This window comes from Hoeflea sp. (assembly GCF_039975035.1).
Lineage (GTDB): Bacteria > Pseudomonadota > Alphaproteobacteria > Rhizobiales > Rhizobiaceae > Hoeflea.
In genome coordinates, this window is the sequence record NZ_JBDWHW010000151.1 from 1 (window position 1) to 14,964 (window position 14,964).

13 protein-coding genes and 1 tRNA gene are annotated in these 14,964 nt (G+C 58.6%); 4 read left to right on the forward strand and 10 right to left on the reverse strand.

Annotated elements, in window-relative coordinates; all coding sequences use genetic code 11:
* Nucleotides 1-144: 144 nt before the first annotated feature.
* On the reverse strand, nucleotides 145-840 hold the full coding sequence (locus tag ABJN75_RS13210; protein WP_348440058.1) for a DUF1013 domain-containing protein: 696 nt from the start codon (nucleotides 838-840) through the stop codon (nucleotides 145-147).
* Between the two features lie 242 nt (nucleotides 841-1,082).
* Between ABJN75_RS13210 and acs the strand changes: the two genes are divergently transcribed.
* Both acs and ABJN75_RS13220 read left to right on the forward strand, forming a co-directional pair.
* Complete coding sequence (acs, locus tag ABJN75_RS13215; RefSeq protein ID WP_348440059.1) at nucleotides 1,083-3,035, forward strand: acetate--CoA ligase; 1,953 nt, start codon at nucleotides 1,083-1,085, stop codon at nucleotides 3,033-3,035.
* Nucleotides 3,036-3,207: 172 nt separating this feature from the next.
* The gene (locus ABJN75_RS13220) at nucleotides 3,208-3,645 is read left to right on the forward strand and encodes a hypothetical protein (protein ID WP_348440060.1); all 438 of its coding nucleotides are present in this window, start codon (nucleotides 3,208-3,210) and stop codon (nucleotides 3,643-3,645) included.
* Nucleotides 3,646-4,116: 471 nt separating this feature from the next.
* Here ABJN75_RS13220 and ABJN75_RS13225 read toward each other — a convergent pair whose 3' ends face one another.
* The 8 genes from ABJN75_RS13225 to ABJN75_RS13260 form a co-directional block, all read right to left on the reverse strand.
* Entirely contained in the window at nucleotides 4,117-4,344 is a 228-nt protein-coding gene (locus ABJN75_RS13225; RefSeq protein ID WP_348440061.1) for a hypothetical protein, read from the reverse strand.
* Between the two features lie 84 nt (nucleotides 4,345-4,428).
* Nucleotides 4,429-4,830, reverse strand: a complete 402-nt coding sequence (locus ABJN75_RS13230) for a hypothetical protein (RefSeq protein ID WP_348440062.1) — start codon at nucleotides 4,828-4,830, stop codon at nucleotides 4,429-4,431.
* A 199-nt stretch (nucleotides 4,831-5,029) separates the two neighbouring features.
* Nucleotides 5,030-5,221, reverse strand: coding sequence for a molybdopterin dinucleotide binding domain-containing protein (locus ABJN75_RS13235; RefSeq protein WP_348440063.1), 192 nt, complete (start codon nucleotides 5,219-5,221; stop codon nucleotides 5,030-5,032).
* The gene (locus ABJN75_RS13240; protein WP_348440064.1) at nucleotides 5,142-5,678 is read right to left on the reverse strand and encodes a hypothetical protein; all 537 of its coding nucleotides are present in this window, start codon (nucleotides 5,676-5,678) and stop codon (nucleotides 5,142-5,144) included. The genes ABJN75_RS13235 and ABJN75_RS13240 overlap by 80 nt, the downstream gene beginning before the upstream one ends.
* Before the next feature lie 60 nt (nucleotides 5,679-5,738).
* Entirely contained in the window at nucleotides 5,739-7,010 is a 1,272-nt protein-coding gene (locus ABJN75_RS13245) for an ABC transporter permease (protein ID WP_348440065.1), read from the reverse strand.
* A 5-nt stretch (nucleotides 7,011-7,015) separates the two neighbouring features.
* Nucleotides 7,016-8,152, reverse strand: coding sequence for an ABC transporter permease (locus ABJN75_RS13250; RefSeq protein WP_348440066.1), 1,137 nt, complete (start codon nucleotides 8,150-8,152; stop codon nucleotides 7,016-7,018).
* On the reverse strand, nucleotides 8,149-9,660 hold the full coding sequence (locus tag ABJN75_RS13255) for an ABC transporter ATP-binding protein (RefSeq protein WP_348440067.1): 1,512 nt from the start codon (nucleotides 9,658-9,660) through the stop codon (nucleotides 8,149-8,151). Before ABJN75_RS13255 ends, ABJN75_RS13250 begins: the two co-directional genes overlap by 4 nt.
* A gap of 66 nt (nucleotides 9,661-9,726) precedes the next feature.
* On the reverse strand, nucleotides 9,727-10,758 hold the full coding sequence (locus tag ABJN75_RS13260; RefSeq protein ID WP_348440068.1) for a BMP family ABC transporter substrate-binding protein: 1,032 nt from the start codon (nucleotides 10,756-10,758) through the stop codon (nucleotides 9,727-9,729).
* Nucleotides 10,759-11,316: 558 nt separating this feature from the next.
* Here ABJN75_RS13260 and ABJN75_RS13265 point away from each other — a divergent pair.
* A complete protein-coding gene (locus ABJN75_RS13265; protein ID WP_348440069.1) occupies nucleotides 11,317-13,167 on the forward strand; it encodes an EAL domain-containing protein in 1,851 nt (616 codons plus the stop codon).
* Between the two features lie 976 nt (nucleotides 13,168-14,143).
* On the opposite strand, the gene ABJN75_RS13270 is transcribed toward ABJN75_RS13265, so the two are convergent.
* Nucleotides 14,144-14,233: transfer RNA gene (locus ABJN75_RS13270), tRNA-Ser, on the reverse strand.
* A gap of 393 nt (nucleotides 14,234-14,626) precedes the next feature.
* Between ABJN75_RS13270 and ABJN75_RS13275 the strand changes: the two genes are divergently transcribed.
* Nucleotides 14,627-14,944 (forward strand): hypothetical protein, encoded by a 318-nt coding sequence (locus ABJN75_RS13275; RefSeq protein ID WP_348440070.1) that lies wholly within the window; start codon nucleotides 14,627-14,629, stop codon nucleotides 14,942-14,944.
* Nucleotides 14,945-14,964: the final 20 nt, after the last annotated feature.

The following is a 14,964-nucleotide window of genomic DNA, read 5'->3' on the forward strand; positions in this document are numbered from 1 at the left end:
CTGTCTCAAGGATCATGGTGCCTGGCTGCTGTTGTGCCGCACCCTATAAGCTTGAAACAAAAAAACCTCCGGCTGGCGCTGGAGGTTTGTCGGATTTCGGGACCCGGCACTGCCGGGCCCTTGCGGTTCTGCCTTGAGAGGTTCTCAGCTTTCGTCGTCGTCTTCCGGTTCGCTGCGTTTCATCGAGGTCAGTTTGGCGAAGACCGCATCGGCATCGATTTCCTTCTCGCCGTCATCTTCCCCTGCCAGATGCGCGGATTCAGTCTCGCGGGCGGAGACCAGCACACTGCCGTGCTCGGCTTCCGAGGCCGCGCCGCGGTTCTTGGAGGCGCGCTCCACTTCCAGATCAAGGTCGATCTGCGTGCACAGACCCAGCGTGACCGGATCCATCGGCGTCAGATTGGCGGCGTTCCAATGGGTGCGACCGCGGATCTGCTCAATGGTCGACTTGGTGGTGCCCACCAGACGCGAGATCTGCGCGTCCTTGAGTTCAGGGTGATTGCGAACCAGCCACAAAATGGCGTTGGGCCGGTCCTGCCGCTTGGATACCGGAGTATAGCGGGGTCCCTTGCGCTTGGCTTCGGGCACGTGAACCTTCGGCTCGGACAGTTTCAGCTTGTGCTCGGGATTGGCTTCAGCGAGAGAAATTTCCTCGCGCGCAAGCTGTCCGGTCGCCACCGGGTCGAGACCCTTGATGCCTTGCGAGGCTTCGCCGTCGGCAATAGCCTTCACCTCAAGCGGGTGAAGCTTGCAGAATTGCGCGATCTGATCGAAGCTCAATGCAGTGTTGTCGACAAGCCAGACGGCGGTCGCCTTAGGCATGAGAAGCTGCTGTGCCATGAATACAATCCTCCTGTCCGTCCGCTCCGGGGGCGCGGGCCGTGGATGAAACCACCATTTCCGGGAAATCGGCGTCGTTATAACCGCAAGCCCGGCCAATTGCAATTGGCGCGGCATGGTTTCGCAAACCGGCCCAATGTCTAATTGCCGCGACGGACTTCGCTGGTATTAATGGTCGCCATGAAAGCCGGGTTGGGCTTAAGATGGCGCGGAAGCGCGTGCCCGTTAGTGAGGAGGTTCACATGTCACAGAAAACGTACAAAGTCCTGAAAGACGCAAAATCCAGAGCGTTGATTGATGATGAGACATACCAGAAATGGTACAAGCAAAGCATCAAGGATCCGGACAAGTTCTGGGACAAGCACGGCAAGCGGATTGACTGGTTCAAACCCTACACCAAGGTCAAGAACACCAGTTTTAACGGCAAGGTGGCGATCAAGTGGTTTGAAGACGGGCTGACCAATGTCTCCTACAATTGCATCGACCGTCACCTTGAAAAGCGCGGCGATCAGGTGGCGATCATCTGGGAAGGCGACAACCCGTATGATGACAAGAAGATCACCTATCGCGAGCTTTACGACCAGGTTTGCCGCCTTGCCAATGTGATGAAATCCAGTGGCGTTAAAAAGGGTGACCGGGTCACCATCTACATGCCGATGATTCCCGAAGCGGCCTATGCGATGCTCGCCTGCACGCGTATCGGCGCAATTCACTCGATTGTTTTCGGCGGATTTTCGCCCGATGCGCTGGCGGGCCGAATCAGCGACTGCGAATCAACCTTCGTCATTACCGCCGATGAAGGCCTTCGCGGCGGCAAGAAAGTTCCGCTCAAGCACAATGCCGATCTTGCCATCAAGATCGCCGAACGCGATGGCGTTATCGTCAAGAACGTGCTGGTTGTTCAGCGCACCGCCGGCAAGATCGAATGGTTCGATGCGCGGGATATCTGGTACCATGAGGCTGTTGCCGCGGCGAAACCGGATTGCCCGCCTGCGAAGATGAAGGCCGAAGATCCGCTGTTCATCCTGTACACATCAGGCTCGACCGGTAAACCGAAAGGCGTGCTGCACACCACCGCCGGCTATCTGGTCTATGCCTCGATGACCCATGAATATGTCTTCGATTACCACGAAGGCGACATCTACTGGTGCACCGCCGATGTCGGCTGGGTGACCGGGCATTCCTACATTGTCTACGGGCCGCTCGCCAATGGCGCGACCACACTGATGTTTGAAGGTGTGCCGAACTATCCCTCGCCGAGCCGGTTCTGGGATGTGGTCGACAAGCATCAGGTCAACATCTTCTATACCGCGCCAACGGCTATTCGCGCGCTGATGGGGGCCGGAGACGCGCATGTCCAAAAGACCTCGCGCAAATCGCTGAGAACGCTGGGCTCCGTCGGCGAGCCGATCAACCCCGAAGCCTGGGAATGGTACTACAACGTCGTCGGCGACAAGAAATGCCCGATTGTCGATACCTGGTGGCAGACCGAAACCGGCGGCATCATGATCACGCCGCTGCCGGGCGCCACCGCTCTCAAACCCGGATCGGCAACGCGGCCGTTCTTCGGCGTGGAGCCTCAACTGGTTGACAGCGACGGCGATGTGCTGGAAGGCACGGCAGAAGGCAATCTGTGCATCACGGATTCCTGGCCAGGTCAGATGCGCTCGGTCTATGGAGATCATGACCGATTCATCCAGACCTACTTCTCGACCTACAAGGGCAAATACTTCACCGGCGACGGCTGCCGCCGCGATGAAGACGGCTATTACTGGATCACCGGGCGCGTCGATGACGTGATCAATGTGTCGGGCCACCGCATGGGCACGGCGGAAGTGGAAAGTGCGCTGGTGTCGCATGATTCCGTCTCGGAAGCCGCGGTGGTCGGTTATCCGCACGACGTCAAGGGACAGGGCATCTACTGCTACATCACCCTGATGGAAGGCCAGGAAGGCGGCGATGATCTCAGGAAGGCTCTGGTGAACCATGTTCGCCACGAAATCGGCCCGATCGCCTCGCCCGACAAGATCCAGTTCTCGCCAGGTCTTCCCAAAACCCGCTCAGGCAAGATCATGCGCCGGATCCTGCGCAAGATCGCCGAAGACGAATTTGGCGCGCTGGGCGACACCTCGACACTGGCCGATCCCGGCGTTGTCGATGATCTGATCGCCAACCGTCAAAACAAGAAGGGCTGACCTGTCACCCGGAATACCGGGCGACAGATTTGCCGTAAACTCAACATGGAGCCCGCCCGATCAATTCAGGCGGGCTTTTTCATGAAGGGCGGATGAAGCACGGGGGCTGCAAGGATTCAGCTGATGTGGTGCAAGACCGGATCATCCCATTCGGGAAAAGGCATACGCCACGATGAAAGCCACCATGATACTGAGCGCCATCGCCATCTCCGCGCCGCAGGACGGGCCGATGATTGTCAAATCCGCGCAGTTCGCGATCAAATCACCGGCGTCCACCGCCTGTCCGGCGCCTGAAAAATCAACCGCCTGGAGCTTCACCAGCATACCCGGAACGGTGTCTTACATGGTCGTGCGCAAGGGCGGCAGCGTGAGCGGCCGCTTCAAGGCCAGGCCGTCAAAGCCGCCTCGGTGCGATGGCCACGATCAAGCGCTGCTTCGAGGTGAAGTTCGCCATCAATGCCGGGTCCGGCGGCATCGTTTTCAACTGGGCGCCGCTGAAGGCGAGTTGCAAAATCCAGCTGGGCGGCTGGTCCCTGAATGCCACTTGCCCCTTGCAATCAGTCAGATCCCGATACAGACTGGGTTGTCTTTAACAAGTGAAAGGAGGTGATCCGATGTCGAGTGATTCCCATAAGCCGGTTCGTACGATTCGGATTGCCGGACTTCGGAGCAGCCTCTGAAGAGCCGGTGATACTGACAAGTCCCGATCCTTCGCGAAGCGATCGGGCAGGCGTCCAACCGGCGCTGGAATTCACGAAGGCCATCTCAAAGGGTGGCCTTTTTGATTGGCGCCCCAATGCCGCGGTCTGTGCACGATAACGGCGCGGGCCGGATGGCACCGGCACATGGCTGCAATCGGTGCGATCTGAAATCAACCGGCTGCAGGGCAAGAATATCGCCAGGCCGAACCTCGCTGATATCGGCGGGCACGGTCGCAATAGCCTGTGCCATCGCAAATGGCAGAAGACTGGCGGATGCCCCCCAGCCGAGGCGTTCAAGCAAAGGGCGCCCGAATTCATCGGTACGGGACCAGGATACCGCAAGGTACTCGATACGGCCCTGTCTGCAGGTATAGCCGAAATCAGCGACGCCTTTCAAAGCCTTCCCCCGTGTCCGGCTCAAGACCAGCTTTCTTGCGGATTGCCGGCCATGCGATCTGCATTAAGGTTATGGCACAGGCATACGGATTTACGGGAAGCCCGAAATACAGTGCAGAGCCCAATCTGCCCACCGTCACAGGCTTGCCCGGGCGCATCGCAACCATCAGCACTTCGAGTTCAGCCGTCTCGCGCTGCAGCACGTCAAGCATGTGGCCTTCCTCGCCGGGAAGGCGGATATGCCTGCCGTGTGGAGGCTTTTCGCGGAAGGTGATCTTGTCGCCCTGCCGTTCACACTATTCCTGCATGACAACGCAGTCCGCTCCATTGTGGATCAGTGCTCCTGTCATGATCCGTATGGCCGAACCGGGGGCAAGCCGCGGCACCTCTGCAGCGCCGGCAACAAGCTGTCCGGAGACCGGCAGGGTCCAGGGTCCGGCCTCGGTCAATTCTTGCCGGTTGAGCGCGTAGCCATCCATGGTCGAATTGGCGAAATACGGCAGGTCGAGAACGCTCAGGACGGGTCGCGCGCAAATCCGGCCGACAGCATCATTCAAATTCACTGCCTCGATGCCTGCAACCGTCCGGGCCGCCGCTATCGCCTTCTTCGAAGCGATATCGACGCAAACAACCCGTCCCCGCTTTACGGATGGACATTGAGAAATGGGTGGGCTTCGCGTTTCGGCATTGATGGCCATGACGATCTCTTGAAACGAAGCGGCCCGCCGCGGTTGCCCGCGGCGGGCCTGATTGCAGGGACTCAGGCCGATCGGTATTCCTTCGACTTGAAGGACGTATTCTTCGACCGAGGCGTCGCATTGGCGATTTTGCGAATATTGCCCAAGGTGTGCTTGTAGTCGGGCAGGACTCATTGACGCCCAGATTGACCACATTGCCCTAGCTGCCGGCAGGAGATCCGAACACCATCGCCACATGTCCGCGCTTGGCCGTATCGGTCGGATAGGCCATGCCCTGAGTCGCACCGTTCTCGTTGCTGATCTCGATAAGATCACCAGCTCCGATGCTGAGTTCCGCCATGTTCTCGCCGTTCGTTTCGATGAACGGGGTAAGGAAACCGGTCCTGGACAAAGTCGTTATCCTGATCGAGGAACTGATTCCACCAAAAGATGTTGGCGCGCACATTGTTGATCCAGAAGTTGTGGTTCTCTTTCTCGCGCGCCTTTCCAGCAGCCTGCCAGCCTCGCCATCTGGCCGCACAGAACAGGGCTTTCTTGTCCTCGCGGCCATGCCTGGTAAAGTTGCCGTCGGTATAGAGGCGCTCGGTGCCGATGAGTTCGCCGTCGGCAAAGCCTGTGACGGGTTCCTGTACCCCGTTGTTGCCCATCGCACGCAAACGGTCGTAGGTGACTTCCGGATTGCCCTTGTAGCCGTCCATGAAGGCGTCTTCCTCGGTCTGCCAGTCATACCGCTTGAACTGGTCCGCATAGGATGTGTTTCCCATTTCCCGACATGTTCTGGGCCAGCCGGCCGCGACCAGCGGATGGAAGCGGCTGCACACACCGCCTAAACAAGCCTCTTGCGCCAATCGGTGATTCTGCTGAGTTTTTAAGTGACGACGCTGTTAACAATGCCACCGGGCGTGCACCTATTCCTTGATGTAGGGCTGTCCATCGGCTGCCGGCGCCCGCGCCCGGCCGACAAAGCCTGCCACGACGATGATCGTCGCTATATAGGGCGACATCGCCAGAAACTCCGACGGGATCGGGGTTTGCAGCAAGGCCAGCTTCTGCTGCATGGAATCGGCAAAGCCGAACACCAGCGCAGCCATCAGCGCCCCCACCGGGTGCCAGCGGCCAAAGATCATCGCGGCAAGTCCGATGTAGCCGCGCCCTCCGGTCATGTTTTCATCAAACCGGCCAACCGAACCAAGCGTGAACCATGCCCCGCCAAAACCCGCCACCATGCCGCCGAGTGTGACGTGAATGAAGCGGGTTCTGTAGACATCGATGCCAAGCGTGTCGGCAGCCCGCGGATGCTCGCCCACGGCCCGCGCCCTCAGCCCGCTCCGGGTGTGGAACAGGTAATAGGTTGCCACCGCCACCATGATCAGCGCGCCATAAACGAAAATATTCTGGTAAAACAGCATCGGGCCGATCACCGGGATATCGCCGAGCAGCGGAATCTTGATCGCCCGGAACACCGGTGCGTTGTTCAGCGAACGGTATTCCTGAAACACCTGACTGCTGACATAGGACGTCAATCCGAGAACAAACAGGTTGATCACCACGCCGGCAATGATCTGGTCCATCCGGTATGTGACCACCAGTGCAGCCAGAAAAAATCCGAACAATCCGCCAACCACCACAGCAGCCGCCAGTCCGGCAATTCCGCCCAGCAGCGATCCGATCAAGGCTCCGGCAAATGCGCCAGCCAACAACATGCCCTCGATCGCGATGTTGACGACCGCAACGCGCTCGCACAGCACACCCGCAAGGGCGCCGAGCGCGATCGGCACCGCGCGTACCATCGTTGCCTGCAGCATTCCGGTGAGCGAAAACGCCTTGCCTGCGGTTGCCCAGACCAGGAAGGTCACAACCACCAATGCCAGACCGATGCCGAGCGACAGCGACGACCAGCGCACACCGCCGCGAAGAAACTGGCGCACGCCCAGAAACGCCAGCAGTCCGGCAATGATGTAATTGAACTGCATCGCCGGTACGCTCAGATTGGGAAGCACAAGCGCGTCGGTTGGCCGTGACAGCCGGAACACCGCATTGCCATCGCTGCCTGCTCCGAAAACCAGCGCCACCAGCACAGCCAGTGCAATCAGCACGGCGCCGACAATTCTGGCATGTTTCTGCTTGCCGATGTCGAGGGCAGACACAGAGGTGGAAGTCGTTTGATCGGTCATCGCCATGACTGTTACTTACCCTGATCTGTTGCGGGCTTTCGAAAGCCCCAGGGGAATATTGCACGCACCAGCAGCGGTGCTGCGATGAAGACAATGATCAGCGCCTGGATGATGCCGATCAGATCGATGCTGACCCCGGCGTCGACCTGCATTTGCCGGCCGCCGGCTTCGAGCCCGCCAAACAAAAGCCCGGCGAGAAGCACACCGGCGGGATGCGACCGGCCAAGCAACGCCACCGCAATGGCGTCAAAGCCGATGCCGGCGGAAAAGCCCGGCGTCACCCTGTCGAGCACACCGAGCACCTGCACTGTCCCGGCAAGACCGGCCAGCGCGCCGGCCGAAGCCATCGCCAGAACAATTGTCAGGCCTGATCGCATGCCGGCGAAGCGTGCCGCGTCCGGGCTTGCGCCGCTGGCCCGGAATTCAAACCCGATCTTGGTCTTGAACAGCAGCCAATAGACGAAAACAACCGCCGCGAGCGCCAGCAAAATGCCGGCATGAACGCGAAGGTTGGGATCAATCCAGTCCAGCAATCGCGGCAATTCCGCGTGGTCCGGAACCGACTTGGAAATCGGATCGTTGCGTCCCGAGCGCTGCACAAACGGCAGCCGCAGCATATAGTCGATCAACCGGTAGGCAATCAGGTTGAGCATGATCGTGGAAATGACTTCATGGGCACCGGTGGCAGCGCGAAGCCAACCGGCGATCCCCGCATAAAATGCTCCCGCCAATGCCCCGCTCAAGAGGCAAAGCGGCAAAAGCACGAAAACCGGAAGCCCGGAAAAGCTGAATCCGGTGACCACCGCCGCCATTCCGCCCATCAGGATCTGGCCTTCGGCGCCGATATTGAAAAGCCCGGCGCGAAAACCGAGCGCCAACCCCAGTCCGGCGAGGATGAGCGGGGTTGCCGCGGTCAGTGTTTCCGAAATCGCATTGATCGATCCAACCGAGCCTTGCAACAGCGCCAGATAGGACCGGGCGATCGTTGCCGGATCCACACCGGTCGCCAGCATGGTCAGCGCGCCAAGCACCAGCGCCGCAACAATTGCGAACAACGGCACGATGACCAGGTCTTCAAATTCGTGTCGACCGGGTGCTGCACGTTTCAACAGATTCTGGATGATGATGTCGGTTTTGCTGTCGCTCATACCACTGCCCCCGCCATCGCCAATCCGACGGCATTCTTGTCCACCGCCCCTTTGCTGGCATCAAATTCTGCGACCACCTTGCCTTTGAACATCACCAGAATCCGATCCGACAGCGCCATGATCTCGTCAAGCTCGGAGGACACGATCAGCACACCGTCGCCCTCGTCCCGCGCATCGATCAGCCGCTGGTGGATGTATTCGATCGATCCGACATCGAGACCACGGGTCGGTTGTGCGGCGATCATGAATTTGGTGTCGCGTGACATCTCCCTGGCGATCACCAGCTTTTGCTGGTTGCCGCCCGATAGATTTCCGGCGGCGGTGAACACGGACGGGGTTCGAACATCAAATTCCGCCGAATTCCGGGCCGCATTCTCCTGGACCTTGTCCCAGTGGATCTGCATGCCCGAGGAAAACCTCTCGTCATAATAGGTGTCGAGCACCATGTTCTCGGCGACAGTAAAACCGGGAATAATCCCGGTCCGCTGGCGGTCTTCGGGAATATGGGCGATGCCCATCCTGTGCCGCGCGCGTGGCGAAGCCCGGGTAATGTCCTGGCCTGCGAAACGAATCGAACCGCCGACAACCTCGCGCACACCCGCAAGAGCCTCTACCAGCGCAGTCTGGCCGTTGCCCTGCACACCGGCAATGCCGACGATCTCGCCGCTTTTAATCGAAAAGCTCAGATGATCGACGGATACAGTGTCGTTCTCATTGAGCACCACCAGGTCATCGACCTCCACCAGCACAGGGCCCGGCTGGAAAGGTTGCTTGACCACGTCGAAGCTGACCGGACGACCGACCATCATCTCCGCCAGATCTGTCGTGGTCGCCGTTGCCGGATCGCCCTCGCCAACAATCTTGCCGCCGCGCAACACGCTGATCCGGTCAGCGATCTCGAGAATTTCATTGAGCTTGTGGGTAATGAACACCAAAGCCTTGCCTGCATCGCGCAGGGATTTGACGATTTCGAAGAACTCCTCGACCTCCTGAGGCGTGAGCACCGCAGTCGGCTCGTCAAGGATCAACACCTCGGCGGAGCGGAACAGCACCTTGATGATTTCCACCCGTTGCTGAACGCCGACCGGCAGGTTTTCAATCAGCGCGTCAGGATCCACGGCAAGACCGTATTTCTCGCGAATGTCGAGCACTTGAGCACGGGCCGTATCCAGATCCAGATAGTCCAGCTTGCCGGTAGGCTCGACGCCCAGCACCACGTTTTCAGCCACGGTGAAAACCGGTACCAGCATGAAATGCTGATGCACCATTCCGATGCCAGCCGCGATTGCTTCGCCGGGCCCGTCAAAACGAACCGGCTTGCCATCGATCAGGATCTCGCCCTCATCGGGACGGTAAAGACCGCACAGCACATTCATCAATGTCGATTTGCCGGCGCCGTTCTCACCCAGGAGCCCGAGCACTTCGCCGCTGCGGATTGTCAAATTGACACCCGAATTGGCCACCACCGGCCCGAAGCGCTTGGTGATCCCGCGCAGTTCAACATCCATGTCACGCTCCCTGGCACTTTGCGGCGCAGGGATGATTCCTGCACCGCAGTCTTCAAGCGAAGCGGATTACTCCGCAGCGACCTTGATCGAGCCGTCAATAATGCCGGCGCGAATGGTCTCGAGTTCCTGCTTCAACTCTGCAGGCACCGCATCTTCCATGTCATGGAACGACGCCAGATCAACACCGCCATTTTCCAGCGATCCGAGCAGGATGCCACCTTCAAACTTGCCGTCCATGGACTGCTTGATCACGTCGAACACGGTTGCGTCCATCCGTTTGGTGATCGACGTCAGATAGACTTCCTTGTGCTCCGGATCGGTGAAATAGAGATCGGCATCAACGCCGATGATCTTGAGCTTGTCCGGGCCAAGTTCCGAGGCCAGCGTGGCAGAGCCAAGCCCCACCGGACCCGCGACCGGAACAATGATGTCAGCGCCTTCATCGTAAAGGTTCTGGGCAAAGGCCCGGCCATCGTCAAGCGAATCGAAGTTATTGGTGAACAGCCCTTCACGGGACTTCGGATCCCAGCCGAGAACGGAAACCGAAGTGCCCTTCTGTTCATTGTAATAGCCAGCGCCGGCATGGAAGCCATCCATGAAAATCGTCACCGGCGGAATGTTGATGCCGCCAAAGACACCCAGCACACCGGTTTTGCTCATGCCTGCAGCGAGATAGCCGGCGAGAAACGCAGCTTCATCGGTGGCGTAGACCTGGCCCAGAATATTGGGGACAGCCGGATCATAGGCAAAATCGACGATCGAGAATTCCTGCTCCGGATTTGCCAGCGCGGCGGTCTTGGTGGCATCGCCCAGCAGGAAGCCCACCGTGATGATCACATCGCAATCGCCGCCAATCAACGAATTGATATTGGCTTCATAGTCGGTCTCGGCCTGGGATTCGAGATAACGGCCCTCAATGCCAAGCTTCTCCTTGGCGTCGAGAACGCCCTTCCAGGCGGTTTGGTTGAAACTGTTGTCGTCAATGCCACCGGTGTCGGTGACCTGACAGGCGGTGAATGCCGAGGCGGCCGTTGCCGAGGCGAGAAAGAATGCCATGGCGGCAGCGATGTGGCCGGTCTTGTTCCATATAATGCTCATGATGACCTCCGGGTTGGGTTTGCAATACCAAGGAGAAATTGGCCAAGCGTCCCTCGACCAGCACTGCCGTTCATTTTCAGCAGGTTCCAGTTCAAAAGGATAGTGTTAGATTTTCACGACCCATTGACATGGATCAATTGGTTGAAACATTCGCGCAGATGCTACCGTTCGATGCTCTGGCAGCCGCCCTCTGGCGGGCGGTCACAGAGATATTCGGTTAACGCAGCATTGACGATTTTGCGATGCCAGGACGCTCCGGTTCGTTGGAGCGCTGCATTGGGATGGTCAATGCAATGGCCGGAACGCAGAAGCGTCAGCCGAAAGAGTGTTTCAAAGGCACGCAGTTAGGGGCGTGGCTGATAATTCAGTCTGTGTCGTGATATGTGCGTTATCCGCCGAGTGACCGTGAGTTTGCTTCACCATTGTGGCAAGCAAGCATTAACCATTGTGACACCTTCCCTGGGCCTGTTGCTCGCAATGCGGGTGTTTCAGGCCTTCGGAAAGAAAATCGAAATCCGCTTGTGTTCTGGTGTCGGGGTTGCACACGGGGAACAGTCGATGCGCGCCAAACGTGAATCCGAATTGTCGGTACTTCAAAACGAGATATTGGAAGCTGTTGCCACGGGCGTCGCGTTTGTCCGGATCGCGGACAGCCTGTGCCGTCGCGCCGAGGCTCTGGCGCCGGGTGTCTATTGCACAATCGCTTCGGTTGATGCGGCAGGATTGCTCCACCCGGTTGCCGCACCCAGCCTGCCTGCAAGCTATGGAGAGGCTCTCGACGGGTTGACAATCGGGCCAGAGGTCGGCTCCTGCGGCACCGCAGCCTATTTCGGCTCGCCGGTTGAAGTTGTCGATATCGCCACCGACCCGCGCTGGGCGGACCACAAGGAGTTTGTCCTTCCGATGGGGCTCAAGGCCTGCTGGTCCAGCCCGATCAAATCGCCGGAGGGCAGGGTCGTTGGCACATTCGCATTCTACTACCTCAACTCCCGTGGACCGAGTGTGATGGAGCGTCAGCTCGTCGATACCTGCGTGCATCTTTGTTCCATCGCAATGGAACGGGCCGAAGTCAGCCGGCGGCTGCAGCATCTGGCCTATCATGATCAACTGACCGGGCTGCATAATCGTTATGCGTTTGATGAGGTGGTTTCAAGAAACATGGCCGCCCCGGAGCACAGTTTCGGGCTCTTGTTGCTGGATATCGATAACCTGAAACAGGTCAATGACAGCATGGGTCACTCGGTCGGTGATGGCCTGATCCGGGAGGTGGGCCACCGCCTTGCCAATGTCGATGCGGATGCCGGTGTGTTTCGGCTTGGAGGTGATGAGTTCGCGGTCATTTGCCACAAATGCAGGAACGCACCGTCTCTGGCCGAACTCGCGGACCGTTTGCTTAGCGAGATGGAACGGCATTACGAATGCGAAGGAAACACCATCATTCCGCAGGTGACCATTGGTGGAGTTGTCAGTGACCAGGATGGCGCCAGCGCTGATATCCTGCGTCAGAATGCCGATCTGGCTCTCTACCACGCCAAGCAGACGGCAAGAGGTGAATACATCCATTTCAACCCCGGCTTGCGGACGTCCATTCAGCGCCGTGTCGAGCAGATCGCCCTGCTGGACAAGGCGCTGGACGAAGACCGGGTGTTTGCCCATTTTCAGCCGGTGGTTTGCATGAAGAAGGCAAAGATCGTCGGTGTTGAAGCGCTGGCCCGGATCCGTACCCCGGATGGGGAGGTGATCAGTGCCGGTGCTTTTGCCATGGGGCTCACCGACTCCAAGAATGCGTTTCGCCTGACCGGATGCATGCTGGAGCAGATTGCCAGCGCCATGCGCGACTGGATGGATCAGGGGCTGGAGCTGCGTCATGTCGCGCTCAATCTGTCCACGGTCGATTTTCAGCGCGGTAATCTCGAAGAACGTCTGCGGAGACCATTCGCGGCTCACAATGTGCCGTTGAGCTATCTCCAGCTTGAAGTCACCGAGAATGTTCTGATGGATCAGGAGGTGACCAGCCAGGTTGTCCGCCTCAGAGCGCGGGGCATACAGGTCGCGCTCGACGATTTCGGGACCGGATATGCCTCCTTGAGTCACCTCAAGGATTTTCCGCTCGACTATATCAAGATCGACAAGTCCTTTGTCGATTGCTTGCTGACGGACACCGCCTGCAGCGCCATTGTCGAGGCGTTGATTAGCATGGCGCACAAAATGCGGATAGGCATCATCGCGGAAGGCATCGAGACCACCGATCAGGCAGCCCGGCTGATGGAGATCGGGTGTCCCTTGGCGCAAGGCTATCACTATTTCCGCCCGGTCGACGGTGATACCATTTCGACATTGCTTCGCTCATTCGATGGCAAGTCCGGCAAGCGGACAGTTGATGCGACGTCTGCGCGCAAACTGGCGTGACCGCCGCAGCCGGCTGCCAGGCCCTTGCTGCAGGCCGCCGCAGTTGGCCCGGCAGGGCCGGTACGGCTGCCGGAGCCGGAATTGCGCCCCAGCCTGACATCCGGGCGAGCGGTCTCATAACCGCCTTTCCGTTGCAACCGATGCCTTCATTTGCAGGGATCTGAAGGCTTCGATCCGGTCGTTGATAAAACGCAGGGATTCGTTGCAAAGGCAGATCAATGCCCACATTAACGCTAACTTGGACCTGGCAACACAGAACCGGCAATTGCAGTTCGGCTCCCGGTGTTGTACCGCAAGTCGCCTGTCGCTTGATGGCATCCATACAGGAACTCGGCCAAGTAGACCGCCGACAGATTGCAAGCCTTGCGGGATTAGATCCCCATGCTCGCGAGTCAGGACTTTACAAGGGAAAACGCAAAATTCACGGCGGCAGAAGTAAGTCAGGCGTGCAATGTAAATGGCTGCTCTCGTCGCAATCCGATGGGATCACCACTGGAAGGTCGTTTATCAGCAAATGCGTAATGATGGCAAAGCTGCGAAGACCGCGATTATTGCTGTGGCGAGACGCCTCCTTGTCAGAATCATGCGATGACCAGAAACGGTATGAGCTATCAGCAGTGAAGACAGTTGCTCAGGTCAGTTTAGGCAACTGGTCTTTATGATAAACGTTACCTGTCGATTCCACACCGGGTCGGACTGATGCGTCATCCAGTTCGGGGAAATGATCGAGGTTTTGAGATTGGGTTACATTCCCACGTATTATGCCTAGCCGCCCCAGTCAGAGGATAAAAACTAGCACGTCATGCGCGAACTCGAACCGTACCGATTCGCCTCAATTGATCGAGAACTGTCGCACGATCTCTCAAGCTGTATCATAAAAGCGCACGGCCAACGGCAGACAAAGTGCGGGGCTGAATGTGGGCTCGACATTGGTCGATATAGAACGAACCAAATTTCAATGCGTTAGCGCAGATGATGGCGGAGAGAGAGGGATTCGAACCCTCGAGACGGTTCCCCGCCTACACACTTTCCAGGCGTGCGCCTTCGACCACTCGGCCACCTCTCCGCATATCCGTCCGACGGGCAAGTACCCGGACATGCCGGCCATTGTCAAGGCTGTCGCGCTGCCGGAAAACGCCGGCAGTGTGTCGCCGTCGATCTCCGGTCCGGATCGGGCGGCACTATAGCCAAGACGCCTTGCTTGGCAACCGCTATCTGGCGCTTGAGACGACATTGTTGCGCTGCCAGCGGTTCTGAGTGACACCTGGACCTGAATATTGGGCTAACAATCTCTTTTCGCAGGCTAATTTTTCCGGTCACCGAATTGCGGAATGGGTCATTTCGAGCGAGCCGGCGGCGGCGTTGCGACCTGGCCATTGCATGAATGTTTTCCGGCCTTTATGTCAATGGCTTGGCTTACATGGCTGGCCCTTGGGCTTTTGTCGTTCCGGAGGATTGCATGCGGTTTGTGGTACGGGTGCTGAGCATGGTTTTTCTGGTGTTCGCGGTTATCGCCGGGCTGGTCGACGCCATCCAGTCCGTTGCCGCGGGGCAACCGGTGCTGACCCCGCTGATCGACACCTGGTCCGGCAACAGTCCCGATACGCTGGCGCAGTTTGAGGGACTGTTCACTGCCCATCTGCCATCCTGGGTCTGGGATCCGGGCGTCACATGGGTGCTGGCGCAACCTGCATTCGCCGTGTTTCTGGTGCTTTCGCTGATCTTCTATCTGGCAGGATATCGCCGGGCCAGACCGGCGGGCCGTTTCGCGGCTTGAGCATTTGAGTGCGGGAGCGG

Bases quoted from the DNA above. Each gene is read 5' to 3' on its own strand.
- ABJN75_RS13210 (WP_348440058.1), bottom strand. From the start codon at position 840: ATGGCACAGCAGCTTCTCATGCCTAAGGCGACCGCCGTCTGGCTTGTC.
- acs (WP_348440059.1), top strand. From the start codon at position 1,083: ATGTCACAGAAAACGTACAAAGTCCTGAAAGACGCAAAATCCAGAGCG.
- ABJN75_RS13220 (WP_348440060.1), top strand. From the start codon at position 3,208: ATGAAAGCCACCATGATACTGAGCGCCATCGCCATCTCCGCGCCGCAG.
- ABJN75_RS13225 (WP_348440061.1), bottom strand. From the start codon at position 4,344: ATGCTTGACGTGCTGCAGCGCGAGACGGCTGAACTCGAAGTGCTGATG.
- ABJN75_RS13230 (WP_348440062.1), bottom strand. From the start codon at position 4,830: ATGGCCATCAATGCCGAAACGCGAAGCCCACCCATTTCTCAATGTCCA.
- ABJN75_RS13245 (WP_348440065.1), bottom strand. From the start codon at position 7,010: ATGGCGATGACCGATCAAACGACTTCCACCTCTGTGTCTGCCCTCGAC.
- ABJN75_RS13250 (WP_348440066.1), bottom strand. From the start codon at position 8,152: ATGAGCGACAGCAAAACCGACATCATCATCCAGAATCTGTTGAAACGT.
- ABJN75_RS13255 (WP_348440067.1), bottom strand. From the start codon at position 9,660: ATGGATGTTGAACTGCGCGGGATCACCAAGCGCTTCGGGCCGGTGGTG.
- ABJN75_RS13260 (WP_348440068.1), bottom strand. From the start codon at position 10,758: ATGAGCATTATATGGAACAAGACCGGCCACATCGCTGCCGCCATGGCA.
- ABJN75_RS13265 (WP_348440069.1), top strand. From the start codon at position 11,317: ATGCGCGCCAAACGTGAATCCGAATTGTCGGTACTTCAAAACGAGATA.
- ABJN75_RS13275 (WP_348440070.1), top strand. From the start codon at position 14,627: ATGCGGTTTGTGGTACGGGTGCTGAGCATGGTTTTTCTGGTGTTCGCG.